The 26,494-nt window shown below is 69.2% G+C and carries 30 protein-coding genes; 17 read left to right on the top strand and 13 right to left on the bottom strand.

Annotated elements, in window-relative coordinates; all coding sequences use genetic code 11:
* The first annotated feature begins 56 nt into the window (after positions 1-56).
* Both BO221_RS56990 and BO221_RS51985 read left to right on the top strand, forming a co-directional pair.
* On the top strand, positions 57-581 hold the full coding sequence (locus BO221_RS56990; protein WP_233166660.1) for a hypothetical protein: 525 nt from the start codon (positions 57-59) through the stop codon (positions 579-581).
* A gap of 17 nt (positions 582-598) precedes the next feature.
* Positions 599-991 carry a hypothetical protein gene (locus BO221_RS51985; protein ID WP_073568390.1) on the top strand — a complete coding sequence of 131 codons (393 nt, stop codon included), beginning with the start codon at positions 599-601 and terminating at the stop codon, positions 989-991.
* A 10-nt stretch (positions 992-1,001) separates the two neighbouring features.
* Here BO221_RS51985 and BO221_RS51980 read toward each other — a convergent pair whose 3' ends face one another.
* Complete coding sequence (locus tag BO221_RS51980) at positions 1,002-2,660, bottom strand: M14 family zinc carboxypeptidase (protein WP_073568389.1); 1,659 nt, start codon at positions 2,658-2,660, stop codon at positions 1,002-1,004.
* A 102-nt stretch (positions 2,661-2,762) separates the two neighbouring features.
* On the opposite strand from BO221_RS51980, the gene BO221_RS51975 reads away from it, so the two are divergent.
* Together BO221_RS51975 and BO221_RS51970 are read left to right on the top strand one after the other, a co-directional pair.
* On the top strand, positions 2,763-4,550 hold the full coding sequence (locus BO221_RS51975; protein WP_073568388.1) for an ABC transporter ATP-binding protein: 1,788 nt from the start codon (positions 2,763-2,765) through the stop codon (positions 4,548-4,550).
* Entirely contained in the window at positions 4,547-6,349 is a 1,803-nt protein-coding gene (locus tag BO221_RS51970; RefSeq protein WP_083682802.1) for an ABC transporter ATP-binding protein, read from the top strand. The genes BO221_RS51975 and BO221_RS51970 overlap by 4 nt, the downstream gene beginning before the upstream one ends.
* Positions 6,350-6,528: 179 nt before the next feature.
* On the opposite strand, the gene BO221_RS51965 is transcribed toward BO221_RS51970, so the two are convergent.
* Positions 6,529-6,978 (bottom strand): cupin domain-containing protein, encoded by a 450-nt coding sequence (locus tag BO221_RS51965; protein WP_233166659.1) that lies wholly within the window; start codon positions 6,976-6,978, stop codon positions 6,529-6,531.
* 146 nt (positions 6,979-7,124) lie between these two features.
* On the opposite strand from BO221_RS51965, the gene nudC reads away from it, so the two are divergent.
* Positions 7,125-7,958: an NAD(+) diphosphatase gene (gene nudC / locus BO221_RS51960; protein WP_073568392.1), complete on the top strand. Its 834-nt coding sequence runs from the start codon at positions 7,125-7,127 to the stop codon at positions 7,956-7,958.
* A 147-nt stretch (positions 7,959-8,105) separates the two neighbouring features.
* Positions 8,106-8,798, top strand: a complete 693-nt coding sequence (locus BO221_RS51955; RefSeq protein ID WP_073568386.1) for a radical SAM protein — start codon at positions 8,106-8,108, stop codon at positions 8,796-8,798.
* Positions 8,799-8,816: 18 nt separating this feature from the next.
* Here the strand turns inward: BO221_RS51955 and BO221_RS51950 are convergent, their stop codons facing one another.
* The gene (locus tag BO221_RS51950; protein ID WP_073568385.1) at positions 8,817-9,341 is read right to left on the bottom strand and encodes a B-box zinc finger protein; all 525 of its coding nucleotides are present in this window, start codon (positions 9,339-9,341) and stop codon (positions 8,817-8,819) included.
* A gap of 19 nt (positions 9,342-9,360) precedes the next feature.
* Positions 9,361-9,645, bottom strand: coding sequence for a hypothetical protein (locus BO221_RS51945; RefSeq protein ID WP_073568384.1), 285 nt, complete (start codon positions 9,643-9,645; stop codon positions 9,361-9,363).
* A 98-nt stretch (positions 9,646-9,743) separates the two neighbouring features.
* Here BO221_RS51945 and BO221_RS51940 point away from each other — a divergent pair, with 98 nt between their 5' ends.
* Entirely contained in the window at positions 9,744-10,067 is a 324-nt protein-coding gene (locus tag BO221_RS51940) for a hypothetical protein (protein WP_073568383.1), read from the top strand.
* Between the two features lie 57 nt (positions 10,068-10,124).
* Here the strand turns inward: BO221_RS51940 and BO221_RS57210 are convergent, their stop codons facing one another.
* The 3 genes from BO221_RS57210 to BO221_RS51925 form a co-directional block, all read right to left on the bottom strand.
* The gene (locus BO221_RS57210; RefSeq protein ID WP_158080069.1) at positions 10,125-11,408 is read right to left on the bottom strand and encodes a sensor histidine kinase; all 1,284 of its coding nucleotides are present in this window, start codon (positions 11,406-11,408) and stop codon (positions 10,125-10,127) included.
* A gap of 135 nt (positions 11,409-11,543) precedes the next feature.
* Complete coding sequence (locus BO221_RS51930) at positions 11,544-11,777, bottom strand: GIY-YIG nuclease family protein (protein WP_073568391.1); 234 nt, start codon at positions 11,775-11,777, stop codon at positions 11,544-11,546.
* 88 nt (positions 11,778-11,865) lie between these two features.
* Positions 11,866-12,102, bottom strand: coding sequence for a CBS domain-containing protein (locus BO221_RS51925; protein ID WP_073568381.1), 237 nt, complete (start codon positions 12,100-12,102; stop codon positions 11,866-11,868).
* Between the two features lie 175 nt (positions 12,103-12,277).
* Here BO221_RS51925 and BO221_RS51920 point away from each other — a divergent pair, with 175 nt between their 5' ends.
* The 5 genes from BO221_RS51920 to pdxA all read left to right on the top strand — a co-directional run bounded on the left by BO221_RS51920 (position 12,278) and on the right by pdxA (position 17,490).
* Positions 12,278-13,294: an alpha/beta fold hydrolase gene (locus BO221_RS51920; RefSeq protein ID WP_073568380.1), complete on the top strand. Its 1,017-nt coding sequence runs from the start codon at positions 12,278-12,280 to the stop codon at positions 13,292-13,294.
* Between the two features lie 67 nt (positions 13,295-13,361).
* A complete protein-coding gene (locus BO221_RS51915; RefSeq protein ID WP_073568379.1) occupies positions 13,362-14,393 on the top strand; it encodes a peptidyl-prolyl cis-trans isomerase in 1,032 nt (343 codons plus the stop codon).
* Positions 14,394-14,410: 17 nt separating this feature from the next.
* Entirely contained in the window at positions 14,411-15,406 is a 996-nt protein-coding gene (locus tag BO221_RS51910; RefSeq protein ID WP_083682800.1) for a peptidyl-prolyl cis-trans isomerase, read from the top strand.
* Positions 15,407-15,446: 40 nt separating this feature from the next.
* Entirely contained in the window at positions 15,447-16,418 is a 972-nt protein-coding gene (locus BO221_RS51905; RefSeq protein ID WP_073568377.1) for a peptidylprolyl isomerase, read from the top strand.
* Positions 16,419-16,518: 100 nt separating this feature from the next.
* Positions 16,519-17,490: a 4-hydroxythreonine-4-phosphate dehydrogenase PdxA gene (pdxA, locus tag BO221_RS51900; protein ID WP_073568376.1), complete on the top strand. Its 972-nt coding sequence runs from the start codon at positions 16,519-16,521 to the stop codon at positions 17,488-17,490.
* 6 nt (positions 17,491-17,496) lie between these two features.
* Here pdxA and BO221_RS51895 read toward each other — a convergent pair whose 3' ends face one another.
* Both BO221_RS51895 and BO221_RS51890 read right to left on the bottom strand, forming a co-directional pair.
* A complete protein-coding gene (locus BO221_RS51895) occupies positions 17,497-19,248 on the bottom strand; it encodes a GYF domain-containing protein (protein ID WP_073568375.1) in 1,752 nt (583 codons plus the stop codon).
* A gap of 196 nt (positions 19,249-19,444) precedes the next feature.
* The gene (locus BO221_RS51890) at positions 19,445-19,741 is read right to left on the bottom strand and encodes a hypothetical protein (RefSeq protein ID WP_073568374.1); all 297 of its coding nucleotides are present in this window, start codon (positions 19,739-19,741) and stop codon (positions 19,445-19,447) included.
* A gap of 159 nt (positions 19,742-19,900) precedes the next feature.
* On the opposite strand from BO221_RS51890, the gene BO221_RS51885 reads away from it, so the two are divergent.
* The 4 genes from BO221_RS51885 (at position 19,901) to BO221_RS51870 (ending at position 23,030) form a co-directional block, all read left to right on the top strand.
* A complete protein-coding gene (locus BO221_RS51885) occupies positions 19,901-21,514 on the top strand; it encodes an ATPase domain-containing protein (RefSeq protein WP_073568373.1) in 1,614 nt (537 codons plus the stop codon).
* Positions 21,511-21,876, top strand: coding sequence for a response regulator transcription factor (locus BO221_RS51880; protein WP_073568372.1), 366 nt, complete (start codon positions 21,511-21,513; stop codon positions 21,874-21,876). The genes BO221_RS51885 and BO221_RS51880 overlap by 4 nt, the downstream gene beginning before the upstream one ends.
* Before the next feature lie 160 nt (positions 21,877-22,036).
* Positions 22,037-22,489: a hypothetical protein gene (locus tag BO221_RS51875; protein WP_143196193.1), complete on the top strand. Its 453-nt coding sequence runs from the start codon at positions 22,037-22,039 to the stop codon at positions 22,487-22,489.
* 16 nt (positions 22,490-22,505) lie between these two features.
* Positions 22,506-23,030, top strand: coding sequence for a hypothetical protein (locus BO221_RS51870; protein WP_073568370.1), 525 nt, complete (start codon positions 22,506-22,508; stop codon positions 23,028-23,030).
* Positions 23,031-23,045: 15 nt separating this feature from the next.
* On the opposite strand, the gene BO221_RS51865 is transcribed toward BO221_RS51870, so the two are convergent.
* Entirely contained in the window at positions 23,046-23,378 is a 333-nt protein-coding gene (locus BO221_RS51865) for an HPF/RaiA family ribosome-associated protein (RefSeq protein ID WP_073568369.1), read from the bottom strand.
* Between the two features lie 286 nt (positions 23,379-23,664).
* Here BO221_RS51865 and BO221_RS51860 point away from each other — a divergent pair, with 286 nt between their 5' ends.
* Positions 23,665-24,573, top strand: a complete 909-nt coding sequence (locus BO221_RS51860; protein ID WP_073568368.1) for a DUF72 domain-containing protein — start codon at positions 23,665-23,667, stop codon at positions 24,571-24,573.
* 20 nt (positions 24,574-24,593) lie between these two features.
* On the opposite strand, the gene BO221_RS51855 is transcribed toward BO221_RS51860, so the two are convergent.
* From BO221_RS51855 to BO221_RS51845, 3 genes are all read right to left on the bottom strand, one after another.
* The gene (locus BO221_RS51855; protein ID WP_233166658.1) at positions 24,594-25,139 is read right to left on the bottom strand and encodes an imm11 family protein; all 546 of its coding nucleotides are present in this window, start codon (positions 25,137-25,139) and stop codon (positions 24,594-24,596) included.
* Between the two features lie 59 nt (positions 25,140-25,198).
* A complete protein-coding gene (locus BO221_RS51850) occupies positions 25,199-26,266 on the bottom strand; it encodes an AHH domain-containing protein (protein ID WP_083682798.1) in 1,068 nt (355 codons plus the stop codon).
* A partial coding sequence (locus BO221_RS51845; protein WP_198956357.1) for a transposase occupies positions 26,251-26,494 on the bottom strand: 244 nt, incomplete at its 5' end. The genes BO221_RS51845 and BO221_RS51850, both read right to left, overlap by 16 nt.

Raw genomic sequence — 26,494 nt, 5'->3', positions numbered from 1 at the left:
CCCCCTTCATCTCTAAACCCCCGATATTACTCGGGATTTCTGCGGATTTTTAAGGGATGGTTGGGACATTTTCCACGGACGTGATGGGTAACAGGCTGCTGGCGTTGCTGAGCGCCGCGCTGGTGGCTTGCGCCGGTTGCAGCCACACACGGCCGGCTCAGGACCTGAGCGCCCGGACCTACGTCATCGACAAGGACGCGAGCGGAGTCGGCAGTGCGCTCGGGACGGGGGGCGCCGGGCACAGCTGCGACGACGAGCTGAACCAGTGTTTCACCCGGTGCTGGGAGTCCGCGAAGCAGCCCTACCCGCACGTCGAACACAACGAGTGGTACTACGAGCACTGCACGCGCGAGTGCCGCAAGCAGTACATGCAGTGCGTCGAGGAGCAGGAGAAGGAAGAGGCGGAGCGGGCGAAGAAGCGCCCTCCGCTCGAGTTTTCCAGCTTCGACAAGGCGCGCGACTGGATCCGGGCCCACAAGTCCGAGGTCGCGCTCGGGACCGTCGTGGTCGTCGCGGGAGCCGCCTTCATCATCGCCACGGGCGGAAGCGGCGCACTCATCCTCGCCCCCCTCGCCCTCTAGGCATTCCCGGACTCGCGATGAAATACGACAAGAACTTCGATGCCGATGCCGTCCTCAGCACCGTGGAAACCTTGAGCAGGCAGCATGCGGAGGGGACACCTGAGGACGCGGCACTTCGGGTGTGCGCGGCCGCGCTGCTCTACGTCCGGGATGACCTCAAGAAACTCGAAGAGTTTCGCGAATTTTTTCGCAAAATCACGACCCCCGCACGCGAGGGCATCCAGATCGCCCATACGTTCGCCACGCGAGCGGAGGCGGAGGAGTGGCTCGCGAGCGGAGCCGCGAAGGATGGCCAGCTCCTCCGGGTGGCGGGCCAGGGCTTCACCGTCATCGACCACGGGCCGAAGGGGCTGAAGCTCGTCCGGATACCGCTGCCGGAGGAGCTGCCCCCTCACAAGCCCGGGAAGTAGACGCCGCGCGTCACTCCGCCTTCTTCGGCGCGGCGGCGGAACCCACCACGCGGTGGACGGGATAGAGCTCGCCCACCTGGATGAGGCCGTCGAGGAACTGCCAGCGGCAGAAGCCGTCGTCGGAGTGCGGCTCGAGCAGGTACACGGCCAGGGTGCCGGTGCGCTGCGCGGTGGGCACGAGCAGGGTACCCGCGGGGAACTCGCGCGTGGTGCGCTCGGGAGACACGGTGAGCACGGTCTCGAAGCGCACGGGCTTGGGCTTCTGGCTGAGCGGCACCTCGGACTGGCCGGGAGGCGGAACGTTGGTGGCCACATCCGGGCTGAACGTCTCCTCGCGCCGGGCCACGCGGTAGCTGTCCACGGTGAAGCGCCGCGGAGCATCGAGCCGCTCGAAGAGGATGCCATGGCCCTCGAGGCGCGAGGCGAGCTCGGCCGGCGCGAGGTACGCGGCCGGGGTGCTCACCGCCTGCGTGGGCACGAAGGTGCGGTGGTGCGGCATCTTGTACGCCTTCCGGCGCTTGCCCGGGTAGCGGCGCGCGGTGATGCTGGCCTCGTCGAAGGCGAGGATGTGGGCCACGTCATCGGGCTTCGCGTAGGCGGGGTACTCGAAGGCGAGCGCGCCCTTGTCGTCGCGCGTGGCGACGCCGTAGTTGATGCCCACGAGCTCCCGCACATCGGGGGACTCGCCGCGAGCGAGGATGCGCTCCTCCTCGGCCTGGGTCATGGCGCGGTAGGCCTTGGCGTTCTTCGCGGCGTCGCGGATCAGCTCGAGCAACCACGCCCGCATCACCGCGCAGCGGCGCGGGAAGTCGATGTAGCTGTAGGTCTCGAGCAGCACGTCGATGCGGCCGAGCAGGCCGCGGTAGTGGCTGCCGAAGCGCGGGAGCGCGGGGTAGGTGTGCCAGCCGGAGACGGGATTGCCCTCCTCCTTGTAGTTGCCATACCAGAAGCAGTCGAAGCCATGGCGCTTCTTCACGGCCTGGGCCACGCGGTCGAGCATCTCCCGGTTGAACTCGCGCAGCTCGGAGAAGAGCGGCTCGTTCGAGTGCGACGTGTCATAGGTGAGGTCGAAGGCGTGGATGCTGCCGTCGGTGGTGTGGCAGTCGATGAACACGTCGGGCCACCACGACTGGTAGAACTTCGCGAGGGCACGCGTCTCGGGCGCCTCCTGCTTCGTGCTGTCGCGGTTGAGGTTCCAGCCCTCGCCCGTGTAGCGCATGCCCACGCCACCCTCGGGGTTCACCTGGCCCTCGAGGTTCTGCAGGTCCAGCTTGCGGTTGTTCGGGCTGATGCGGTCGTTGCCGTCGGGGTTGAAGTCCGGAATCAGCACGAGGCAGAGCTTGTCGAGCAGCTTCTGGCCCAGCTTGGTGAGCGTCAAATCCCGGGCGAGCGCGAGGACGGACTCCTTGCCCTCGACCTCACCGGCGTGGATGTTGGCCTCGATCATCACCACGAGCTTCTTCTGCCTGCGGGCGAGCTCGGGGGTGAAGCAGTTGCGATCGCTGACGATGAGGGCGGCCAGCGGCTGGCCCTCGCCGCTCTGGCCGAAGTCGACGCGCTTCGCGAGCTTCGTGCGGCGGCAGAGCTCGTCAACGAAGGCGAGCACATCGGCGTGACGTGAGGTTTCCTTGTAGTTCGACGCTTCGGCGCGGGTGAGCAGCTCGGTCATGGGGGCGCATCCGAGCGTCCCCCTCGGGCAGCGTCAAGCACTCCGTCACTTCTCCGCGAGGACATTGCGGCCCGGGGTCCGGTCCGCTACGTCTGCCCGGACATGGAACACGGACGAAGACCGCAGCCGCCCCCGGGCAGCGGGAAGGCCATCTGGCGGGCGCTCGGGTATCTGGGCCGGTACAAGTTGGAGACCGCGGGCGCGCTGGTGGCGCTGCTGCTCGTATCCGCCGCCAACCTCGCGGCGCCCCAACTGGTGCGGCTGGCCATCGACGGAGGCATCGCCCGGAGCGACAGCGCCACGGTGCTCCAGGCCGTGGGGGGACTGGTGGCCATCGCGCTGGGGCGCGGGCTCTTCAACTTCCTCCAGGGCTACCTGGCCGAGCGTGTGTCGCAGGGCGTCGCCTTCGATCTGCGCGACGCGCTCTTCGCACGCATCCAGCGGCTGAGCTTCAGCTACTACGACCAGGCGCAGACCGGCCAGCTCCTCACGAGGCTCACCAACGACGTCGAGCAGGTGCGCACGTTCGTTGGCTCCGGCGTGGTGCAGCTCGCGGCCTCGTGCGTCATGCTGGTGGGCTGCGCGGCGCTGCTGCTCAGCCTCAACCCCGTGCTCGCGGTGGTGGCACTGGCGTCCATCGCGCCCATCCTCTGGTTGCTCCGGAACTTCGTGAGCAGGATGGGTCCGCTGTTCGGCCGGGTGCAGATGACGCTGGGCCAGCTCAACACCGTGCTCCAGGAGGATCTGCGCGGCATCCGCGTGGTGCGCGCGTTCTCCGGCGAGGAACGCGAGGCCGCTCGCTACCGGAAGATCAACGACGAGCTGCTCGGCCACAACCTGGGAATCATCGGCGCCATCTCCACCAACTTCCCCTTCGTGGGCTTCTTCGCCAACCTCGGCACGCTCGTGGTGGTGGGCGTGGGAGGCCTGCTGATCTTCCGCCAGCGGCTGACGCTCGGCGAGCTGCTCGCGTTCAACAGCTACCTGGGCTTCCTGCTCATGCCGCTCATGACGCTGGGCTTCATCGCGGCGCAGATTTCCCGTGCCGGTGCGTCCGCGCTGCGCGTGTTCGAGTTGCTCGACACCCAGGTGGAGGTGGCCGACAAGCCGGGAGCCCGGACGCTGCCGCCCATCCAGGGACGGGTGGAGCTGCGCGACGTGCGCTTCCGCTACGCGGGCGGCGAGCGGGAGATCCTCCGCGGGGTGAGCTTCGTGGCCGAGCCAGGACAGCTCGTGGCCATCCTGGGGACGACGGGCTCGGGGAAGAGCACGATCATCAACCTGATTCCCCGCTTCTACGACGTGACGGGAGGCACGGTGCTGCTGGACGGGCACGACGTGCGCGAGGTGACGCTCTCCAGCCTGCGCTCGCAGATCGGCGTGGTGTTGCAGGATGCCCTGCTCTTCTCCGGGACGGTGCGCGAGAACATCGCCTATGGCCGTCCGGACGCGACCCAGGAGCAGATTCACGCGGCGGCCGAGGCGGCCCAGGCGGCGGAGTTCATCGCCGGGCTGCCACGGGGTTATGACACGGTGGTGGGCGAGCGGGGCGTGGGGCTGTCGGGTGGCCAGCGCCAGCGGCTGGCGATCGCCCGGGCCCTGCTGACGGATCCGCGCCTGCTCATCCTCGATGACAGCACCTCGGCGGTGGACGCGGGGACGGAGGCCGCCATCCAGGACGCGCTCGACCGGCTGATGCGCGGCACGCATCGCACGGCGCTCGTCATCGCCCAGCGCATCAGCACGGTGCGCGACGCGGACCTCATCCTGGTGCTGGACGAGGGCCGGGTGGTGGCGCAGGGAACCCATGAGCAGTTGCTCGCATCGAGCCCGCTCTACAACGAGATCCTCGGCACGCAGTTGCAGGCCGGTACCCCGGAGGCGGCATGAGGCGGCCTGGAAGTCTCGAGTCGATGGCGGAACTGGAGGTCCAGCGCGCCGCCAACCGTGGAGCGGTGGCTCGCCGGCTGCTGATGGAGCTGCGGCCCCACCGTGGCACGCTGCTGGTGGCGCTGGGTCTGGTCATCGTGAGCGCGCTGGCGCAGGCCATCGGGCCGTATCTGGTGAGCCGGGCCATCGACCACGACATCGGGAGCGGGGACGCGGCGGCCCTGCTGCGCACCATGCTGCTGCTGTTCGCCGTGTACCTCGGGGGCGCGGTGGCCTCGCGGGGGCAGACGTGGCGCGTGGGGGCGGCCGGCCAGCAGGTGCTCTCCTCGATGCGCACCCGGCTCTTCGAGCAGCTCCAGGCACTGCCACTCTCGTACTTCGACAAGCGGCCCATCGGGGATTTGATGAGCCGGCTGCTCAGTGACGTGGACACGCTCAACCAGTTCTTCGCGCAGGGGCTGACCCAGCTGCTGGGCTCGATGCTGGGGCTGGTGGGCGTGCTGGTGGCCATGCTGGCGCTCAACGTGCGTCTGGCGCTGGCGTGCTTCACGCTCATTCCGGCGATGCTGCTCACCACGTGGTTCTTCGCCGCGAGGGCTCGAAAGGCCTACCGCAAGACGCGGCAGACGGTGGGCAGCGTGACGGCGGAGCTCCAGGAGGAGCTGGTGGGCGTCCGGCAGGCGCAGGCGTTCAACCGCACGGACGAGAACATCCGGCGCTTCCGGGGCCGGAACGCCGCCAACCGCGACGCCAACGTGGCCGCCGTGGGCATCACCTCCGCGTTCTCCCCGGCCATCGAGGTGCTCGCCACGCTCTCCACGGCGCTCGTCATCGGCTACGGCGGCCACCTGGTGCTCCAGGGGCAGTTGACCGTGGGCCTGGTGGCGGCGTTCCTCATCTACGCGCAGCAGTTCTTCCGGCCGGTGCAACTGGCTGCCTCGACGTACACGCTGATGCAGTCGGCGCTCGCCGGCGCGGAGCGCATCTATTCCATCCTGGACGAGCCTCGCGAGCCCGCCGACACGCCGGACGCGCTGGAGCTGGGGCGGGCCCAGGGGCGCATCACGTTCGAGCAGGTGTCCTTCGCCTACGACGCGGATCACCCGGTGCTCCGGGACGTGAGCTTCGAGGTGGCACCCGGACAGACGGTGGCGTTGGTGGGCCGCACGGGCGCCGGGAAGACGACGGTGGCCAACCTCATTCCGCGCTTCTACGACACCACGGAGGGCGTGGTGCGGCTGGATGGGGAGGATGTCAGGCGCGTGAAGCGGGCGAGCCTGCGGCGGCAGATGGCGACGGTGATCCAGGAGCCCTTCCTGTTCTCCGGCACCATCGCGGAGAACATCGGCTACGGCCGGCCAGGCGCGAGCCGCGAGGAGATAGAGCAAGCCGCCCGCACGGTGCATGCGCACGAGTTCATCGCCGCGCTGCCGAAGGGTTATGACTCGGTGCTCGGAGAGGGAGGCGCCACGCTGAGCCAGGGGCAGCGGCAATTGCTGGCGTTCGCGCGGGCGGTCATCGCCGAGCCGCGGGTGCTCATCCTCGACGAGGCGACGGCGAACATCGACACGAGGACGGAGGCACTCATCCAGCGCGCACTCTCCACACTGCTGGCGGGAAGGACGAGCGTGGTCATCGCGCACCGGCTGAGCACCATCCGGAGCGCGGACCTCATCCTCGTCATTGATTCCGGACGCATCACGGAGCGCGGTACGCACGAGGAGCTGATGGCGCGTAACGGTCTGTACGCGGAGCTGTACCACCGGCAGTTCCGCGAGCCCGCCGCTGCTGCCCACTGATGCCCTCGGGGACAACAGGAGCTGCTCACCGTGCCCATTTCCCCTCGCCCTCCGGGAGAGGGACGGGGTGAGGGTGCCACGGGCCACGGGTTGAACCCGCTGTCCACACTGTGAGCCACGGGCTGAAGAACGGGTTCGGGCACCCTCACCCTGACCCTCTCCCGAGGGGAGAGGGGGTATTACTTCACGGGCTCACCCTGGCGGAAACGTGCCTCGGGGCCCGGGCCCACGTACACCTGCACGGCCCGGAAGCTCGGAGCTCCCTCGGGAATACGGGCCGAATGACGGACCCCCGCGGGGATGTAGACGGCATCGCCCGGCTTCACGGTCATCGCCTGGCCCTCGATGGTCATCTCCGCCCCACCCTCCTCCACGTAGAGCATCTCCACACTGTCCGCGTGGATGTGCTCGGGCACCCCTGCTCCCGCCTGGAGCTCCAGCACTCCCATCGAGGCCGCACGGGCCCCGGTCTCCTCGTTGGTGAGCAGGATGGCCGTCCCCTTGCCCTGGGAAATGCGGAAGGTGGGGGCCTCGGCGCTGCTCACCACGTAGCGGACGGGCACGGTGGGAGCACGGGCACAGCCAACGGAGACACACAACACAGCCATCAGGAGCGAAGTGCGCATCATCCCTCCGTTCCTAGCACTGGCTGGCGGTGACCCGCATCCATGTGTCATCGCCGCGCTGTCTCCCACACACCACGGACATCCAGGAGGCGACTCCCCCGCCCGCGAGTCCCTGCCCCCGCGCACCCGCTCCCGCTAAGGTGCCGCACGTGAGCCCTCCCCGATTCATCCCCGGACACGAAGTCCCCGCGCGCCCGCGTGACACCGCCCTGCTCTTCGCCGCTCACGGCCTGGAGCTGCTCGTCGCCGAGCGCGACGACACCGTGCGCATCCCCTCCTGCGCGGAGCTCCCCGAGCTCGCCACCGGGGCGCACTTCCTCGGCACCCTCGGGGACGTGGACTGCTACGCCGCCGCCTTCCCCAAGGACATCTCGCCTCCCGAGGGCATGAAGCTCGTCCCCGCGCGCGGCCTCTTCAACCGCCTGGACGAGTCCCTCTTCGGCGTCGCCGGCCGGGCGCTCGCCATCGCCGAGTGGGACGCCACCCACCGCTTCTGCGGCCGCGATGGCCAGCCCACGGTGCTCGTCCCCGGCGAGCGCTCGCGCCGCTGCCCCGTCTGCCGCACGCCCTACTACCCGCGCATTTCCCCCGCCGTCATCATGCTCGTCACCCGGGGGGATTCCATGCTGCTCGCGCGCAACGCCAACTTCCCCGGCGCCTTCTTCAGCACCCTGGCCGGCTTCGTCGACGTCGGCGAGTCGCTTGAGGAGACGGTGGTGCGCGAAGTGAAGGAGGAAGTCGGGGTGGACCTGAAGAACCTCCGCTACTTCGGCAGCCAGCCGTGGCCCTTCGGCCGCTCGCTCATGCTGGGCTTCACCGCCGAGTACGCCGGGGGAGAAATCCAGGTGGACGGCCAGGAGATCGCCGAGGCGGCCTGGTTCACCCCCGACAACCTCCCGCAGCTCCCTCCGCGCTTGAGCATCGCCCGGCAGCTCATCGACACCTTCATCGCCCAGGTGAAGGCACGAAACACCCCGGCCTGAGACCCGTGCACCGGAGGCTCGCTCGCCGCGAGGGCGGGCGGGCTCCTGGAAATTCCCCAGGGATGTTGGGCGGTTGAGGCGCAGGGGGACTCCGAACTTGCATCCACCGCCAGGGTGGGATTGAAGCGAGGCCCCCCGGATCCCCTCATGCCCGTCGCGCGTCCCCACATCGAGCCCCGTCGTGTTCCCACCGCTGACTCGGTGGTGGTCAAGGAGTTCTACCTCTCGGTGCAGGGCGAGTCCTCGCACGCGGGGCTGCTCTGCTCCTTCGTACGGCTCACCGGCTGCCACCTGCGCTGCACCTACTGCGACAGCGAGTTCGCCTTCCACGGCGGCACGCGCATGAAGATTCCGGAGGTGGTGGCCCGGGTGAAGGAGCTCGGCGCGCCCCGGGTGGAGGTGACGGGTGGCGAGCCCCTGCTTCAGCCCGGCGTGTACCCGCTCATGGAGGAGCTGCTGGCCTCCGGCCTCACCGTGCTGCTGGAGACGAGCGGCGCCATCGACGTGCGGCTGGTGCCTCCAGCGGTCCACAAAATCGTGGACATGAAGACGCCGTCCTCGGGCGAGTGCGAGCGGAACGACTACCGGAACCTCACGTCGATGAACGCCAATGACGAGCTCAAGTTCGTCATCGGCAGCCGCGAGGACTACGAGTGGTCCAAGAAGCTCATCGCCGAGCACCGGCTGCTGGAGAAGCCGTATGGGCTGCTCTTCTCCACCATCTTCGGCAAGCTGACGACGAAGGAGCTGGCCGAGTGGATCATCGCGGACCGGCTACCGGTGCGCTTCCAGCTCCAGATGCACAAGTACATCTGGGAGCCGAACGAGCGCGGCGTCTGAGGACGGACCGGGGACGCCTCAGCTCCGGCCGGCGGCGAAGAAGCCCAGCACGAGCCGGAGCACGAGGAAGACCTGGACCAGGACGCAGGCGAGGTTGAGCCAGGACAGCCCGCGCGTCCACCGGGCCCACGAGCGCACGGACGAGGCGGACTCCACGCGCTCCAGACGGCGCAGCTCGCGGGAGGACAGCCAGAAACCGAGCCCCGCGGCGATGCCATTGAGCACGGGCAGGCGCCGCAGGATGGGGACGACGAGGGTGGCCTGGCCCACGTCCACCACCACGCTCACCGGCAGGAGCATGGCGAGCGGCACGGTCAGCAGGGCGAAGATGCCCAGGCCGAGCGTCAACTTGAGCGCCCGGGAGACGGTGCCGTGCTCGCGGACGAAGGCGAAGCAGGAGACGCAGTAGGAGGACTCGCCGAGCAGCTCGGTGCACTCGCCACACAGGAAGGTGCCACAACGGACACAGGTGGCGACCGCGGCCCGCTGGTGCGTGGGGCAGCGAGGGCTGGTCAAGGCGGGCTGGTCCGGTGCGGAGGCCACGGGCTCGCCTCGCACCGGGTCAGAAGATGGGCGGCGGGGGCGGACGCAGTATCACCTGCTCCACCGCGTGGGCGCCCAGGCCGAGGAAGACGGCGGCGAGCACGCTGCTGCCGAAGAAACCGGCGAGGATGAGGTTCTTGCGCGGGTGCTCGAACTGGCTGAAGGCGTACACGAGCACGTAGCAGGGCACCAGGAGCACCATCATCCCCGTCCCGAGGCTCCGGCGGAACGCGTGGACGAGCAGGAAGGCGGCGCAGACGAGCGTGATGACCCCGAACAGGGCGGCGAGAGGGAGGAGCGGCACGACCCTCAGATAGCACGGCCGGTGCCTCGGGGTGGCCTCCGTGCGCAGATTGCGTGCTAAAGGACGCTCCCACGTCTCCTCACCGAGGTGCCCGGACGATGGCCACACTGAAGACGCTGCTCACCTTCATCCTCTTGGGAGCCTTCCTGGGGCTGGCCACGGCCTCGTGGATCGGCCCCAGTTTCCTCGAGTGGTACAACACGGCGCCGCTGGGGGCGCAGACGGTGTGCGACCTGCCCAAGGTCATCCAGGGCATCACCGCGGACCTGCTGCGCTACCAGGTGATCGGCACGCTCACCGGCGCGGGCGCCTTCTTCATCCTGGGCATCGTCTTCGTGGTGTCGCGCTCGAAGAAGCAGAAGCAGGCCCAGCAGCCGCCCACCACCCCGGCTCCGCCGGCCCAGCCCGGTCCCGCCGCCTGAGCACCCGGGACGGAGACCCTCACCCCAGCCCTCTCCCAGAGGCAGAGGGAGAAGGCGTCACGCCCCCGGCAATTCCACGATGAAACGCGCGCCGCCCTCCGGGCGGTTCTCCGCGCGCAGCGTGCCCCCGAAGGACTCCACGTACTGGCGCGACAGCGCCAGCCCCAGCCCCGTCCCCTTCCCCGGCTCCTTCGTCGTGAAGAAGGTCGTGAAGAGCCTCGGCAGATGCTCCGCCGCGATTCCCGGCCCGTTGTCCTCCACCATCACCCGCACCCGCTCCCCCACCACCTCCGCGCGCACCGCCACCCGCCCGTCCTGCACCCTCGCGTCCTCGATGGCGTCCGCCGCGTTCAACAGCAGGTTCAGCAACACCTGCCCCAGCCGCCGCGGCTCCGCCCTCGCCACCGCCTCCGGCGGCACCTCCACCGCCAGCTTCACCAGCGACTTCAGCCGCACCGACGCCAGCCTCACGCTCGCGTCCACCACCGGCACCAGCTCGCACCGCCCCACCCCCTCCACCGCCCCCTCCGCCCGCGACAGCGCCGTCAGGTCCTTCACGATTTGATGGATGCGCTCCACCCCCTGCATCGTCTCCTGCAGGGCCTCGGTGTACTCGGTGTCGTTGGTGCCCGACGCCGGCTGCCGCCACTCCTCCAACAGGAAGCGCAGATTGGCCTGCACGTACGCCAGCGGGTTCTTCACCTCGTGCGCCACGCCCGCCGCCAGCCGCCCCACCTGCGCCAGCCGCTCGGCCTGCAGCGCCCGCGCGTTGGACTCCTCCAGCGCCTCCTGCACCGCCCGCTGATCTCCCTCCGCCCTCGCCTGCGCCCGCCGCATCCTCCGGTAGAAGACGCTCATCTGCATCCCCACCGCCCCCGCCCCCAGCAACAGCAGCAGCCGCGACACCATCGGCACCAGCGCCATCCCCTCCAACCCCATCAACGTGCCCGCCACCCCCATCGGCAGCAGCGTGCTCAACGCCCCCTGCCACAGCTCGCCCCGCGACACCGAGAGCGTCATCAGCGGCATCATGAAGAACCAATGGAAGAGCGGATTGCCCGTCCCGCCCAGCCGGTACACCACCAGCCCCAGGAAGACGTTGGGCACCACCATCCCCGCCACCATCCTCATGCCCCGGCGGCGGGAGGGCCGCTCCACCCACCGCAGCGCCCAGCCCATCGCCCCCGTCAGCCCCGCCCACCCCAGCCGCAGTGCCAGCGTGTCCCACGCCGGCCTCCCCACCGACAGCGAGTCCACCAGCCAGAGCGGCAGACACGTGAGCGCCAGCATGTAGAGAAGGCGCTGCTCGTCTCGCAGCGCCAGCTCCTCAGCCCCTGGCATGTCCCCCGAGCCCTCCCGGGGTGCTCCTTCGTGCCGCTGCGCCATGTCCGTACCGATTCCCCGGGATTCCTGGAGATTGGAGAGTTCAGTGAAGAACACTCTCACAAAATGGGGTCAAACGGAACCCATCCCGGGTCAGAGGCGCACCCGGCCGACGAGGCGGAGTTTCTCGGCACGTGAAAGGCGCTTCAGGGCGGCCTCGCGGCGGAGGGCGGCCCCCCGGTCGGCCGCCGGCTCGCTCCAGACGAGCGTCACCGGCAGGCGGGCGCGGGTGTAGGCGGCGCCCCGGCCCTTGTTGTGGGTGGCCACGCGGCGTTCGAGGTTGTTGGTGGCGCCGGTGTAGAGCGTCCCATCCCGGCAGCGCACCATGTAGACGGTCCAGGTGTCCAGCACGGCGGCGCGGCAGCATAGCGCACGCGCCCCTCCGTCCGGACACCCGCTTCGCCTGCCCGTCTCCTCACCAGGGAGCCAGGTACCCACCGCCCGGCCGCCCCTCGTACGCCGCCATCACCAGCGCCACCGGCAGCAACGGGTCCACCTTCCACCCGGCCAGCACATGCGCCCGGCTGACGAGCCCCACCAGCCCGCCCTGCTCCCCCACCACCGGCAGCAGGGAGGTTCCCCGCCGCTCCATCACTCGCAGGGCATGCAGGAGAGTATCCGTGGGAACCAGGGCGACTTCGATCGAGGACAACTTTTCCGCAACAGTCGGCTTTTGCCGCATCCACTCGCCTCCCGGCATTAACGACTGTGGAGCTTTGCAACCGCTCTGCCGACATGTGGGTCCGTGGGTTTTTCAACACGGCATCCGTCCCGCAGGGCATTAGATTCCAGTCGTGACGAATCGAAACGGGCCCAGGCTCACGCGGATGGCGGATATTTTCTCCCGAGCGGTAAATCGCGACGGAGAAGGGTTGCTCACGTTGCCCTTCAAGCCCGACGAGCTGTACCGGGTGCCCACCGACGATGGGGCCGCCATTGCCCTGGGGCGCTACCACCCGAGGGAGCAGCGTCGCTACGCGGAGCCGGTCATCCTCTGCCATGGACTGGGGGCCAACCGCTTCCACATGGACTTCGACGAGCACTACAGCCTGGCGCGCTACCTGGCCCGGGCGGGCTACGAAACGTGGGTAATGGAACTGCGCGGCCGGGGGCTGGCGGGCCCGTGCGGCGACGCCTCCTTCGATGATCAGGCCGAGCACGACGTGCGCACCGCCCTGCGAACCGTCCTGTCCACGGGGGCCAGGGAAGTGCTCTGGGTGGGTCATTCCAAGGGAGGGCTCACCCTGTACGGCCATCTGGCCCGCAACCCGCAAGCGCCGGTGAAGGCCGCGGTGTCCATTGGAGCCCCCTTCACCTTCGCGGTGCAGCCGGGCCTCAAGACGTTCATCCAGAAGATAGAGCCGCTCTTGCGGCTGAAGATGATTCCCACCCGGCGGATTACCGGCATCGCCCTGTTCGGCGCGCCGCCGGGGCCGCTCAGCCGCTACATGATGTTGGCCTCCAACATGGAGCAGGACGTGGTGCGCAAGGCCCTGGCCAACGTGCCCGCGGACATCTACGGCGGCGTGGTGCGCCAGTTCGCCCACTGGATTGCCACCGACTCCTTCTGCATGGTGGACGGCACGTGCTACCGCAAGCCGCTGGCGGGGGTGAAGCTGCCGGTGATGCTGCTGGCGGGGAGCAAGGACCTGCTCGCTCCCCCGCTCGCCGTGGCGCGGGCGCAGGAGTACCTCGGCGGGCCGGTGAAGCTGGTGGTGGCCGGGCGCGGCCATGGCTTCGCCGAGGACTACGGGCACGCGGACCTGGTGCTGGGGCGTCGGGCACCGGACGAAATCTTCCCGCTGGTGGAGGCGTTCCTGTCCGCGCACGCGACCCGGGCGTAGGAAGGCCCCGGGGGGATGTCCGGTTGTCCGCTCCCCCCCGGCGTGCTACCCCACGGGCTCGCGTTCTATGTCTCCTGTCTCCCGCTTCCTGTCCCTCGCCCTGCTGGCCCTCGCGGGCTGCGAGCGTGGCCCCGCGCCGGGCCATGCCGTGGTGGACTTCCGCCACACCCGCGCCCCGGTGAGCACGCCCGTGGCCGCCTGGAAGGAGGACGGGGTGTCCGCCGAGGAGCTGAAGCAGCGCCTGGAGGAGATGAGCCCCGCGCTGCGCGAGCGCTACCAGACGCTGGAGCAGAAGCGCGAGTACGTGGAGGGCCTGGTCCGCTTCGAGTTGCTGGTACAGGAGGCGCTCGCCCGCGGGCTGCAGAACGACCCCGAGGTGGTGGCCAGCACCAAGCGCGCGCTGGTGTCCCGGCTGATGCGCGCCCAGCTCGACGAGGCGAAGCCCCCCGTCTCCGACGCAGAGGTGGCCGCCTGGTACCAGAGCCACCAGGAAGACTACGTGCGGCCGGAGCAGGTGCGGCTCTCGCATGTCTTCCTCGCGGCGCCCCGGACGGACGCGGCCCGCCAGGAGACGGCGCGCGCGAAGGCGGAGAAGCTGCTCGCCGAGGCGAAGGCGCTGCCCCCCAAGGACTTCACCGCCTTTGGCCGGCTGGCCCGCGCGCACAGCGAGGAGCCCCGCACGCAGCCGCTGGATGGAGATCTGCGCTACCGCTCGCTCGAGGAGCTCGGGCGGGACTTCGGGCCCGAGGTGGCGGAAGCCGCGCGGGGACTGCTGGCCAGCGGCCCGGGCACGCTCAGCGGCGTGGTGCGCACGGACGCGGGGCTGCACCTGCTGCAGCTCACCGGCCACCAGGCCGCGTTGAACCTGAAGCTCGAGGACGTACGCGAGCAGATCAAGAATCGCCTCTCGCAGGAGAAGCGTACCCGGGCCTGGGCGGAGCTGCTCGCCGGGCTGGAGCGCCGCTCCGGCTTCAACGTGGACGCCGCGACGCTCTCGCGGGTGCACGTGGACGTGAGCACCCCCATGCGGCCCCCGAGTGGCCCGCCGCCCGGCAGCATCCCCGCCCCCCTTCCCTCCTCCCCCGTGGAGCGCCCATGACCCGCAGGAGCCCCCTGATGCCGCGGACCTTCCGCGCCACCCCGCTGCTCGCCGCCCTGGCGCTCGCCGTGGGCCTGGCCGGCTGCAACAAGACGGACAAGAAGGATCCGGACACCAACGTGGTGGCCACGGTGAATGGCGAGGTGCTCTCGCGCGCCGACTTCGAGCAGGAGCTGGGGCGCGAGCTCGCCTCCTCCGCCAACGAGTCCGGCCAGCACACCCCGGAGGACGTGGAGCCCTACAAGCGGGCGCTGCTGGAAACGCTCATCTCCCGCATGGTGCTGCTGCAGGAGGCCCGGACGCACAACATCACCGTGAGCCCCGAGGAGGTGGACCGGGGCGTGTTGCGGCTGTCGAGTGACTACCCGGCGGGCAACTTCAACGACGTGCTGACGCAGGGGCAGCTGTCCATGGCGGAGCTCAAGGCGCGCGAGGCGGCGCGGCTCACCATCGAGAAGCTCTTCACCCACCACGTGTACACGCGCGTGGCGGTGACGGAGGAGGAGCTGCGCGCGTACTACGCGGCGCACGAGACGGAGTTCTCCGAGCCCGAGCGGGTGCGCGCCGCGCAGATTGTCGTGAAGGGCATCGACGAGGCGCGGCGGGTGCAGGCGCAGCTCAAGTCGGGCAAGAAGTTCGCCGACCTGGCGCGCAAGTACTCGCTGAGCGCGGACGCCAAGGTGGGCGGCGACCTGGGCTTCTTCCCCCGGGGACAGATGCCGCCGGCCTTCGACCAGGTGGTCTTCTACCTGTCGCCGGGCCAGGTGTCGGACGTGGTGGAAACGGAGTACGGCTACCACCTGTTCCGGGTGCTGGAGAAGAAGGCGGGGCGCAAGCTGGAGTTCACGGAAGTGCGGGAGCAGGTGGAGGCGAAGCTGCTGGCGCAGCGGCGGGCGGAGGCGCAGGAGACGTACGAGCAGGAGCAGAGGGCCAAGGCCCAGGTCTGGGTGAACGAGGCCACGCTCCAGGCCATCCGCGGACGGCCCGCCACGCAGGCGGCGGCGAAGCAGTGAGCAGCCGTCCCATCGACACGGAAACGGAAAGAGAAAGCACATGAAGAAGCTGATGGGGACGATGGTGGCGGCGCTGCTCCTGAATGGCGCGGTGGCCCGGGCGGAGCTGGTGGACCGGGTGGCGGCGGTGGTGAACCGGGACGTCATCGCGCTGTCCGAGGTGGAGAAGCGCGCGGCGCCGGAGCTGGCGCGGCTGAACTCGGCGGTGAGGGATCCGAAGCAGCGCTCCGAGGAGCGGGCCCGGGTGCTGAAGATGTCGCTGAACACGCTCATCGGCGAGAAGCTGATGGAGTCGGAAATCCGCGAGCTGGGCCTGGCGACGACGGAGTCGGAGCTCGAGGCGGCCATCTCGGACGTGAAGCGGCAGAACAACGTCACGGACGAGGCGTCTTTCGAGCGCCTGCTGTCGGGCGAGGGCTTCACCGTGAAGACGTACAAGGACTTCCTGCGCAACCAGATGTCGCGCATGAAGCTGGTACAGATGAAGGTGACGCCGAAGGTGAAGGTGTCCGAGGAGGACCTGAAGGCGGCGTACACGCAGTACGCGAAGCTGGAGTCCGGGGACGCCGAGGTGCACGCGCGGCACATCCTGGTGCAGGTGGACGCGAAGGCGGCGCCGGAGCAGGTGGAGGCGGCGCGCAAGAAGGCGCAGGCCCTGGCGGAGGAGGCGCGCAAGCCGGGCATGGACTTCGCGGAGCTGGCGAAGAAGAAGAGCGAGGGCCCGAGCGCCTCGGACGGAGGAGACCTGGGCTTCTTCCGGCGCGGGGTGATGGTGCCGGCCTTCGAGCGGGTGGCCTTCACGCTGAAGGAGGGCGAGGTGAGCGAGCCGGTGCGCACGCAGTTCGGCTGGCACGTGCTGAAAGTGGAGGAGCGGCGCGCGGTGGACGTGGCCCCGTTCGAGCAGGTGAAGGGCGAGTTGGAGAACCGGCTGAAGATGCAGAAGACGGAGAAGTTCGTGGAGCAGTACGTCCAGGAGCTGCGTCAGAAGGCCTCGGTCGAAGAGAAGATCTGAAGCACCCACCGCCCCAAGCCATCCCTCCCCCGCCAACAACCCCTCTCCCCCCGGGAGAGGGACGGGGTGAGGGTGCCACGGGTCCTGGAGCGAGACTCGCGTGAACGAGCGTCCCGTCGTAGGCATCTCACTGGGAGACGTCTCCGGGATCGGCCCGGAAGTCACCGCGTCGGCGCTGTCGAAGCCCAAGGTGCGCCAGGCGCTGATTCCCGTGGTCTTCGGAGACGGGCCGGCGCTGGAGCGCTTCCCCGCCTTCAAGAAATACACACGCACCACGCCCGGCACACTCGAGCGCGCCACGGGGCCCACGGTCTGCGTGGTGACGGAGCTGCCCGGGAAGGACCGGGTCCCGGGCAAGCCGACGCGGGCGGGAGGCAAGGCCCAGTACGGCTACATCCAGGCGGCCATCGAGGCGGCGCGAGCCGGCAAGGTGGACGCGCTGTGCACGGCGCCGGTGTCGAAGGAGCAGATCTCCCGCGCGGGCATTCCCTTCATGGGGCACACGGAGGTGCTGGCGGAGGCGTTCGGCCGTGAGGTGATGATGCTCATGGACGGCCCGCGGGTGCGGGTGGCGCTGGCGACGAACCACGTGCCACTGGTGGACGTCTCGCGGATGCTGACGGTGGAGCGGCTGGTGGGCCAGTTGCAGCTCCTGTCCCGGAGCCTGAAGCCGGTGGTGGGCCGCGCGCCCCGGATTGGCGTGCTGAGCTTCAACCCGCACGCGGGCGAGGGCGGGCTGCTGGGGCGCGAGGAGGTGGAGGTGCTCACGCCGGCCATCAAGCAGGCCCGCAAGCTGCGGGTGGACGCGCACGGGCCGCTGGCGGCGGACGGGCTGTTCGCGCGGGTGGCGGACTTCCCGTACGACGCGGTGCTCGCGATGTACCACGATCAGGGCCTCATCCCGGCCAAGGCGCTGGACTTCGAGCGCACGGTGAACGTGACGCTCGGGTTGCCGGTGCCGCGCACGTCGCCGGACCATGGCACGGCGTACAGCCTGGCCGGGACGGGCACGGCGAGCAGCGTCCCCATGGTGGAGGCGCTGCTCAAGGCCGCCCGGCTGGCCGCGCGCTGAGCCCGCTCAGTAGGTGAACGGGAAGCGCACGGGCTCGCGGCTCTGCACGCGGTGCTGTGGGAACTTCCACGAGCGCACCTGGCCCTCGATGCAGCGGGCGAACGGCGTGCCCTTGAGGGCCTCCGTCTCCATGAGGGCATCCACGGCATCACCCGTGGGCAGCACGCGCCAGCGCACCACGAACCGATCCTTGCCCGAGTCCGACGTCCGCGCGGGCGAGTGCGTCTCGATGCAGGCGAGGATGGCGTCCTTGTGCGAGCCCACCACCTGCACCACGTCCGAGGTGGAGAGGGACTCGGGCAGGTCCCTGCCCGGCTCGGGCGGGATATAGACGTTGCGCTTCGAGCGCGGATCCTCCGGCTTGAACTTCGGCGCGCTCTCGGACAAGCCGAGCTCCTCCTCGAACTTCTTGTCGACCGCATCGTCGAAGTCGAGGGGATCCACGGCCTTCGCCTTCACCGGTGCGGTGGGCGCGGGAGGCGGCTGCGGCTGCGGGTTGCTCCGCGGAGCCGGCTCGACGGCACGCGGCATGCGCACGTCCGGGGCAGCCTGAGCCACGACGACGGGCTTGGGCTTCTCGGGCTGCGGCGCCGGAGTGACGGACTTCACCGCCTGCTTCTCGGGCGTGGGCGTCACGGCGGCGGGCGCGGGCGTCGTGGGCCGCACCGCCGGGGCCGGAGTCTGTGCCACCGGGGCCGACGTCACGGGAGCCGGAGCCACCGGGGCCGGAGCCTGCTGCGCCACCGGAGCCGGAGCCACCGGAGCCGGAGCCGGAGCCTGCGTCACCGGAGCCACCACGACGGGAGCGGGCACGGGCGCGACAGCCGGAGCCACGGCGGGAGCCTCCTGCCGGGGAGCCACCTGCTCCGGAGCGCCACGGTTCTGGGTCAGCAGGAACAGCGCCCCCGCGACGATGCCCACGGCCGCCGAGCCGATGAGCACGCCGGCCAGGACCCCCTTCCCCCGCTGAGCGGGCTCGGGCGCGGGGGGCGCGGCCATCATGCCGGGAACGACGGGCGGAGCCATGGGCTGGACCGGAACCGGCGCCATCAGCCCCGTCATCGCCATCGGAGCCACCACCGGCTGCACGACGGGCACGGGCACGGGAGCAGGAGCAGGAGCCACCTCGGGCGCGGTCGGCACGTCGAGCATCGCCGAGCGCGCCTCCTCCTTCGCCTGCTCCTTCTCCTCCTTCATCTTCCGCAGCCACACCTCCTCTTCCTCGACGAGCGAGTGCAGCGCGGAGACGACCTGCTTCCCGGAACCGGACTCCTTCTCGCGCGCCGGGGCCGTGGAGACCGACGCGTCCGCGGCCACCGTGGGCAGCCCCGAGATGGTCAGCGAGGCCACGAGCTCCGGAACGCTCGACAGCGGCCGCCAGTTGCTCCACGCCTCGCACCAGAAGAGGGTGTCGGGGCTGAGCTTGCCCTGGTGCCACAGCTCGCGCAGCCGCTCGAGACGGTACGGACCCGCGGGCTTGCCGTGCCGCTCGGCGTACCAGTCCATGGCGCCCACGGGCACGGGCGTGGCCACGTCCCCACTGGCCTCGGACACCTCGGCGGACGTCTCCAGCTCCGGCGGCCCGAAGAGCGCGCCGTCGAAGATGGCGTCCAGGTCATCCGGGCGCACCTCGCTCAGGGCCGACTGGACGCTGGCCGGTGCCGTCTCGCCGGAAGGAGGCGAGAGCCGCGGGGGCTGCGCCCCACTACCCGCCCGAGAAAGAAGATGGCCCTCGACGTTCGAATGGTTCCCGTCCACACGCCCTCCTACCAGCCCCCGCTGACCCGACGTTGGGCCAGCTTGTGGCTCAACCTAATGACGTCCGAGACCCCAGCCAGGATTCACGCCCCGCGGTGCGAGTGTTTCCTTTCACTTCCGAGCGATTACAGCGCGAGAAAGTTCTGCGCTGGACGCAGCCAAATCCCTCACAGGCGAAAACCCCTGGACACCCGGACTACGGCGTTTCCGTGGATGGGCACGGAAGGTGTGTGAGTAATTCCGCCCCATCCCTCGCCGGGTCGAGCAACACCACATCCAAGAACGCTCCCGCGCACCGGAGCTGAACACTCACGCGCCCCACGGGGCACCACCCCAGACACCCCGTGAGCTCCACACGCACGGCCTCGCCCCGCTCGGCGAGCGTGGCGCGGATGCGGCGCGGCAGGTCCACGCCTCCGGCGCTCGTCTCCAGCCGCATCAGGCAGCGGTGACAGACCTGGGCCTGCGTCTCCCGTGTGCTCGTCTCACCCATGGGTGCTCTCCACTCCTCCACAACCCGCGCTCGACTTCGAGGGATTTCGCCTGGCTGGCCGTGAGCAGGGCGGGCGGCGGAGCGGCGCCTCACCCCGCGTTTCGTCTCCAGATGCACACCCTTCGGAGGGACGAGCGGTGCACTCAAGGGAGACCCTTCATGGGTGGTAGCGAGGAGAAGCAGGAGTCGCCACAGGAAGAAGTCCCCAGGATCTCCAGTGGCACTCCCTACCTCGACCAGATTCTCGCGGGCGGCTGGCTGCGCGGGGGCACCTATATCGTCACGGGCCCACCCGGCTCCGGCAAGACGACGCTCGGCAACCAGTTCTGCTTCTCCGTGGCCGAGCGGGGCGACCGCACCCTCTACGTCACCCTGCTCGCCGAGACGCACGCGCGCATGATGCTGCACCTGCGCTCGCTGCGGTTCTTCCGGCCCGACTTCGTGGGCGAGCGCGTCTTCTACCTCAGCGGCACCTCGGCGCTGAAGGACAAGGGGCCCCACGGACTGCTGGAGCTGCTCACGCGCACGGTGCGCGAGAAACACATCAAGGTCCTGGTGATCGACGGCTTCACCCTGGTGCGCGAGCACTCCGCGTCCCCGCTGGAACTGCGCGAGTTCCTCCAGGGCCTGTCGGTGCTCTGCGGGCTGACGGACTGCACCGCGCTGCTGCTGAGCACCGAGACGAACAAGGCGATGGACGTCGAGTACGCCATGGTCGACGGCATCCTCGCCCTGAGCGCGGAGCTGCTCGGGCTCAAGGCCATCCGCGGCCTGGAGATCCTCAAGTTCCGCGGCAGCAACAACATCCCCGGCCGGCACACCTTCCTCATCAACGAGCGCGGGGTGAGCATCTACCCGCGCTGGGAGGCGGTGTACCGCAAGACGCCCGAGGTCATCCCCGACGCGAGCGTGCGCCTGCGCTTCGGCGTTCCCAGCCTGGACGCCATGTGCCAGGGAGGCGTGGTCTCCTTCTCCTCCACCCTGCTGCTCGGCAGTCCCGGCAGTGGCAAGACACTCCTGGGCCTGCACTACCTGGCCGAGGGCGCCAGGAATGGGGAGCCGGGCCTGTACTTCGGCTTCGCGGAGAGTGGCGAGACGCTGATGCGCAAGACGAAGAGCGTGGGACTGGACCTGGCGCCCTACATGAAACGCGGCCTCATCCGCCTCGAGGCCCGCGCTCCCGTGGAAACGCTCCCCGACGCCATGGTCCAGGAGTTGATGGACATGGTCTCCCAGCACCATTACCGGCGCGTCTTCATCGACGGGCTGGAGCCCTTCGCCAAGGAGGCCATCGATCCCGAGCGCACCACGCGCTTCCTCTCCGCGCTCCTCAACGCCCTGCGCGACAAACACATCACCTCCGTCATCACCGAACAGACCAACACCCTCTTCGGGCCGGACCTCCACTCCCCCATCAAGGGCGCGGAGGCCATCTTCGACAACCTCATCTTCCTGCGCTTCGTCGAGCTCAATGGCCGGCTGCGCCGCCTGCTGTCCGTCCTGAAGATGCGCGACAGCGACAACGATCCCTTCCTGCGCGAGTTCGTCATCTCCAGCAAGGGCCTCCAGGTACAGCAGGCCTACGCCGCCCTCGAGGGGATGTTGACCGGCCTGCCCACCCACCGGCAGCACTCCACGCACGAGAGCGCCGGCCCCCCCGAGCCGCCCCAACCCTCCCGGGGCATTCCCACCGCGCCAAAAGCCACGAAGAAGACCCCGAAGCTGCTCCAGGCCCTGAAGCGGCGCTCGCGCAAACCGGGAGGGCGCAAATGAGCCGCATCCTCATCGTCGAGGACGAAGAAGTCCTCACGGACTCCCTCCGGGACATCATCGAGGGCGAGGGCCACCAGGTGCTCACCGCCCACAACGGAATGGATGCCCTCGACACCATCGGGCGCGAGCAGTTGGACCTGGTGCTGCTCGACTTGATGCTGCCCCTGGTGGACGGCCTCGAGGTGCTCAGGACCCTGCGGAGGGACGCCCCGGCCACGGCGGTGCTCGTCGTGACCTCCTGCGGCCGCGAGGCCCTGAAAGGGCAACCCGTCCAGGGCTTCCTGCGCAAACCCTTCTCCCTGGAGGCGCTGCTCCGCGCGGTGAGGTCCGCGCTGGCCGTGGCCACGCCCACCCCGGCGTGAGGACGACGGAAAACCGAGGGCCCCCCCCACGAATGACGGAGAGGGTGTCCACCGGGAGCCAGGGCAAGTCCGCGTCTTCCGGGCCGTGCGCCACGGCCCCCGGGTGGCGTGGGGATTGCTGTCACGAGGCCACTGCCACTTCGATGGAGGAAGCAGAAGCGTGTCTCGAATGCGAGGAGTCTGGAGTCCGCTGGCCGCCGCCCTCCTGGTGGGCACGGGGTGCGGCGGGGACGCTACGCCCCCACCCCAGGGGTACGAAGGGGTGTTCCACTGGGAGGGAAAGGCGGATGCCTACAACCTCTCCATCGAACCGGGAGGCGTGGTGCGCTGGTCCATGCGCGGCTGCGACACCATGGACGACGCACGGGGCCGCTGGGAAGAGCGGGACGGCAAGCTGGTGCTCAGCGGACTGCTGGGCAACACCACCACGACGGTGGAGCTCGCCACCGGCTACGACGGGCTGCTCTCCACCGGCGCCGTGAGGAGCAGCGATGGCTCGCCCACGCAGCGTTGGCCGCGGGGCGGCGTGTGCCCCGTGTGCAAGAACCCCGACGGCGGCCCCGTGCTCGGACCCGTCGAGGTCCGCCCCTGTGACGACCCCTCACTGCCCTGACGATTGGAGTGTCCGAATGGTTCGCTTCCTCCCATGTCTGCTCGGTGCCGCGCTGCTCACCGGGTGCGGGCCCCAAGGACGGTGCGAGGGCACCGTGGGCGGCACCCCCATCCAGGGAGAGCTCGGCGGTGACAGCATGCTCACCATCGTGCCCACGGCCTTCCATCCCAGGAGCGAGACCGCGCAAGTCCGGGCGGCGCGCCTCCAGCTCTTCTACGGAGACAACGCGCTGCGGCTCATCGCCGAGGTCAAGCTCCCAGCGGAGCAGGACATGACGGACATTCCCCTCGGCCTGTCCGAGGACGAGTGGTCCCAGCGGAAGCCCCAGGATGGCGCGGTCTCCATCTGGAAGCTCCAAGCGCCCGCGGATGCGCCCCTGCTGAGCGGGGGCACGTTCTCCGTCAGGTTCGCGGACGCCAACCACCTCGAGGGGAAGTTCGACGCCCGGTTCGAGGATGGCTCGCGGCTCGAGTGCACCTACGACATCCACGGCAAGAACTTCGTCCCGGGCGATGACCCCACGTACGGCGGACCTCCCTGAGCGCCACGACGGACTTCAACGGTGGGCGCGAAGACCCTCGGCGTAGTGCTGCAACTGGCGCCGGGCGGCATCGAAGGCATCGTTCACGGCCTGGTAGGCGTCCTCGTGCGAGACCCTGTCACCGTGCTCGCGGTCGACCACGATGTTCTTGCCGGGGACGTGCAGGTCCAGGCGGACGTGGAAATGCTTGCCCTGCTGCTGATGCCGGTGCGGCTCCTCCACCACCACGTGGCAGCCAGTGATGCCGTCGAAGAACTGCTCGAGCTTGTCCGCGTTGTCGCGGATGTGCTCCGAGAGAGCATCGCTGGGATTCATGCCACGGAAGGTGATCTGCAGGTTTCGCTTCATCTTCGCGCCTCGTGATGGGCTCCCGTTGGAGCCGTCGTGACGACCACTCTCCATTGCATACGGGGCGCCAACGCTCCGCTCACGGGAAAACAGGGGGTTGGCGCAGGCCGGGGATGCAGCCTTTGCGGAAGACCCCTGGCGGGCGCGCAGCCTTTGCGGAAGGCCCTCGGACGCATACCTGGAGTCACGGACGCTACACGCCAGGGGAACCCGGCCAGGCAGCCGAGCGGGCACGTGCTGCGGCGCGGCGGAGCGATTCCCATGGTTGGCAGCTGGAGGTGTGTGCGTGATTCGCATCGGCCCCGCGGGATGGAGCTACGACGACTGGGCGGGAGTGGTGTACCCGAAACCGAAGCCGAGAGGGTTCGATCCACTCGCGTTTCTGGCGGGGTACTTCGACGCACTGGAGCTGAACACCAGCTTCTACGGGCCCATCAGCCGCCGCAACGCGGAGCTGTGGGTGAAGCGCACGGAGTTCAACCGGGACTTCCGCTTCACCGCGAAGCTGTGGAAGCGCTTCACGCACGAGCGGGACGCGGTGTGGACGGCGGACGACGTACGCCAGACGCGCGAGGGGCTGGATACCCTCCACGAGGCGGGGAAGCTGGGAGCGGTGCTGATGCAGTTCCCCTGGTCGTTCCGCAACACGGAGGAGAACCGGGACTGGCTGGACGAGCTGGTGACGACGTTCTCCGGCTGGCCGCTGGTGCTGGAGGTGAGGCACGAGTCGTGGAACGTGCCGGACGTGTTCACGGAGCTGGCCGAGCGGGGCGTGGGATTCGTGAACATCGACCAGCCGCTCTTTCACGATTCGATAGGCCCGAGCGCGCGGGTGACGTCGCCGGTGGGGTACGTGCGGGTGCACGGGCGCAACTACCGCAACTGGTTCCGCCAGACGGCGAGCGCGATGGAGCGCTACGACTACCTGTATCCGGCGAAGGAGCTGAAGCCGTGGGCCGAGCGGACGAAGGAGATAGCGGAGCACCCGCGGGTGGGTGACGTGTACGTGGTGACCAACAACCACGTGAGGGGCAAGGGCGTGGCCAACGCGATGATGCTGCAGACGATGCTCACGGGCCGGAAGGTGCACGCGCCCGAGGCCCTGGTGCGCGAGTACCGCGACACATTGGAGCCCTACGTGCTGCCCCCGGAGACGGAGACCCCCGAGCCGCCCGGCGCCAGCCCCGCGGGGTGACGGGACGAGGACCGGACGGCTCAGACTTCGAGGAATTTGATGCCGGTGATGCCCTCGGCCTCCATCGCTTGCTTGACGTACTCGGAGACGATGAGGACGACCTTCCACCCCCAGGGGCGGAAGATGTGGGCATCTCCTATCTTCTCCGGGTCCACCCGCAGCCCCGCGACGTCGCGGTACTGGCCCACCTTGTCCGGGCGGTTGTCCTCCGGCTGCCAATAGAGCACCTCTTCACACCGGGCATCGTCGATGCACCGGATGATTCGCAAGGCATTGAAGATGAACCAGGGCTCCGTCTGTCCCTCCACTTCCACCGGGATGAACTGCACCTCCTTCTGGAGCCCCAGACGCTCGAAGAGTGAGACCACCCGCCGATGAACGATGGGAGTCCCCATGGCCTCACTGAATTCGAGCGCGAGGCCTGCCGGCTTCATGGTCAAGCGGATCGGCCTCTCGAGTTCCAGGACCCGCCCTTCGTTGAATCTCCAGGTGTCGAACAACTCGCGCTCATCGTCGTCCTCACGCGAGCCCGAGTCCCCTCCATCCTTGAAGAGAGGAAATCTCAAGTCCCAGCGCCCCCGGATGGACATATCATCATATAATTTGAAATATCTTCCTTGCACTGTCATGGATTCCTCGTGGCCAGCTTGTTGAGTGTGGAGCCCGGCGTACAGACTTCCCCTGCAATCCTGTCGAGCTCATCCACGAGCTTCGCTCGACATTCGGCGCGGGTCCTACAGGTTCCAAGCGCCGCCCTCAACCGCTCGAAAATCCTACTGTGATACGCCTCGGGATGGGGTCCCTTGTGGTCTCGCAGGTAGACGATGTTCGCCGGGTCCTCCAGGCTCATCCCCGCTAGTTCGAAGAGCGTCTCGAACCGGGGCGTCCAGGGACCGCCATTGTTCTCCGAGATGTCATTCTTGTTGGTGCACAGGTGGTGGCGATGGTGGCCGTCCTGCCCCGACTCCGCACACGCCCCCGACGTCCGCGCCGCGCTCGCCGCCGACGTCACCGCCGCGGCCGTCGTGCCCGCTGTTACCCCCATCAGCACCACCGTCCCGTCCGCCACGCTCACCTGAGCCCTCGTCCCCGCTCCCACACTCAAACCGCCCTTCACACCGCCTCCCGCCATGGAGAAGCGCGGCGGTGACAGACTCGCCCACAGCCCTCCCTTCGGCACCTCCGGCAACCCTCGCGCCAGCTTCGCCCCCGCCACTGTCACCAGCACCCTCAGCCCTACTCCTCCCAGTGCCTTGCCGAAGCGCTCGGCCACCGCCTCCAACTTCTCCCTTGTCTTCGCGCCTTCCGCCTCCCGGTATAGCGTCAGGCACGCCAGCCCTACGTTGTAGAGTTCCGCCGCGCTGTACGTCAGCAGCAGCCCCATCGTCACCGCCGCCGCGAACGCCTTGGAGAAGAGGGGCTCCCGCGCTGCCCACGCCACCATGTACAGCACCATGGACGTGCCCACCGACAGCAGGACGGCGGGTGAGCCGAACAGCTCCAGCGCCGCCTCTCTCACGCCCACTCCCATGTAGCGCGGCGAGAGTTTCAGCGCCTGAAACCACCTGGCACTCTCCAACGAGCCCGGTAGCCCAACCAGGGGAGCGCCCAGCAGCGCCTCGTACGCCTCGCGCACTTGCCTCTCCAGCGCCGAGGGCCGGGTGTCCGACAGTGGCACTAAGCCCCTGGACACGGTTTCTGTCCACGTCGGTGGAGGCGCTGGCTGTAGCTGGCCAGCGCCCGCCGGATGGCGGCGAGCAGCTGCGCCAGGGTGTGGTAGCTGCGCTCGGGCATCTCGTACTGCTTGAGGACTTGAAACACCGCCTCGACCTCGTTGAGCTCAGGCGCATACGCCGGCAGGTAGTAGAGCGTCAGTCCCCGTCGAGCCAGGCGCGGCAACTGCTCGCGCACCTGCCTGCTG

Source organism: Archangium sp. Cb G35 (assembly GCF_001896145.1).
Lineage (GTDB): Bacteria > Myxococcota > Myxococcia > Myxococcales > Myxococcaceae > Archangium > Archangium violaceum.
Note: the sequence above shows the minus strand (reverse complement) of the source record. Positions and strands in the feature narration are given on the sequence as shown.

Bases quoted from the DNA above. Each gene is read 5' to 3' on its own strand.
- BO221_RS51910 (WP_083682800.1), top strand. From the start codon at position 14,411: ATGCCGCGGACCTTCCGCGCCACCCCGCTGCTCGCCGCCCTGGCGCTC.
- BO221_RS51930 (WP_073568391.1), bottom strand. From the start codon at position 11,777: ATGGTGCGCTGCCGGGATGGGACGCTCTACACCGGCGCCACCAACAAC.
- BO221_RS51970 (WP_083682802.1), top strand. From the start codon at position 4,547: ATGAGGCGGCCTGGAAGTCTCGAGTCGATGGCGGAACTGGAGGTCCAG.
- BO221_RS51985 (WP_073568390.1), top strand. From the start codon at position 599: ATGAAATACGACAAGAACTTCGATGCCGATGCCGTCCTCAGCACCGTG.
- BO221_RS51965 (WP_233166659.1), bottom strand. From the start codon at position 6,978: ATGATGCGCACTTCGCTCCTGATGGCTGTGTTGTGTGTCTCCGTTGGC.
- BO221_RS51870 (WP_073568370.1), top strand. From the start codon at position 22,506: ATGGTTCGCTTCCTCCCATGTCTGCTCGGTGCCGCGCTGCTCACCGGG.
- BO221_RS57210 (WP_158080069.1), bottom strand. From the start codon at position 11,408: ATGCCAGGGGCTGAGGAGCTGGCGCTGCGAGACGAGCAGCGCCTTCTC.
- BO221_RS51920 (WP_073568380.1), top strand. From the start codon at position 12,278: ATGGCGGATATTTTCTCCCGAGCGGTAAATCGCGACGGAGAAGGGTTG.
- BO221_RS51940 (WP_073568383.1), top strand. From the start codon at position 9,744: ATGGCCACACTGAAGACGCTGCTCACCTTCATCCTCTTGGGAGCCTTC.
- BO221_RS51980 (WP_073568389.1), bottom strand. From the start codon at position 2,660: ATGACCGAGCTGCTCACCCGCGCCGAAGCGTCGAACTACAAGGAAACC.
- BO221_RS51865 (WP_073568369.1), bottom strand. From the start codon at position 23,378: ATGAAGCGAAACCTGCAGATCACCTTCCGTGGCATGAATCCCAGCGAT.
- BO221_RS51975 (WP_073568388.1), top strand. From the start codon at position 2,763: ATGGAACACGGACGAAGACCGCAGCCGCCCCCGGGCAGCGGGAAGGCC.
- BO221_RS51905 (WP_073568377.1), top strand. From the start codon at position 15,447: ATGAAGAAGCTGATGGGGACGATGGTGGCGGCGCTGCTCCTGAATGGC.
- BO221_RS51885 (WP_073568373.1), top strand. From the start codon at position 19,901: ATGGGTGGTAGCGAGGAGAAGCAGGAGTCGCCACAGGAAGAAGTCCCC.
- BO221_RS51880 (WP_073568372.1), top strand. From the start codon at position 21,511: ATGAGCCGCATCCTCATCGTCGAGGACGAAGAAGTCCTCACGGACTCC.
- BO221_RS56990 (WP_233166660.1), top strand. From the start codon at position 57: ATGGTTGGGACATTTTCCACGGACGTGATGGGTAACAGGCTGCTGGCG.
- BO221_RS51955 (WP_073568386.1), top strand. From the start codon at position 8,106: ATGCCCGTCGCGCGTCCCCACATCGAGCCCCGTCGTGTTCCCACCGCT.
- BO221_RS51890 (WP_073568374.1), bottom strand. From the start codon at position 19,741: ATGGGTGAGACGAGCACACGGGAGACGCAGGCCCAGGTCTGTCACCGC.
- BO221_RS51915 (WP_073568379.1), top strand. From the start codon at position 13,362: ATGTCTCCTGTCTCCCGCTTCCTGTCCCTCGCCCTGCTGGCCCTCGCG.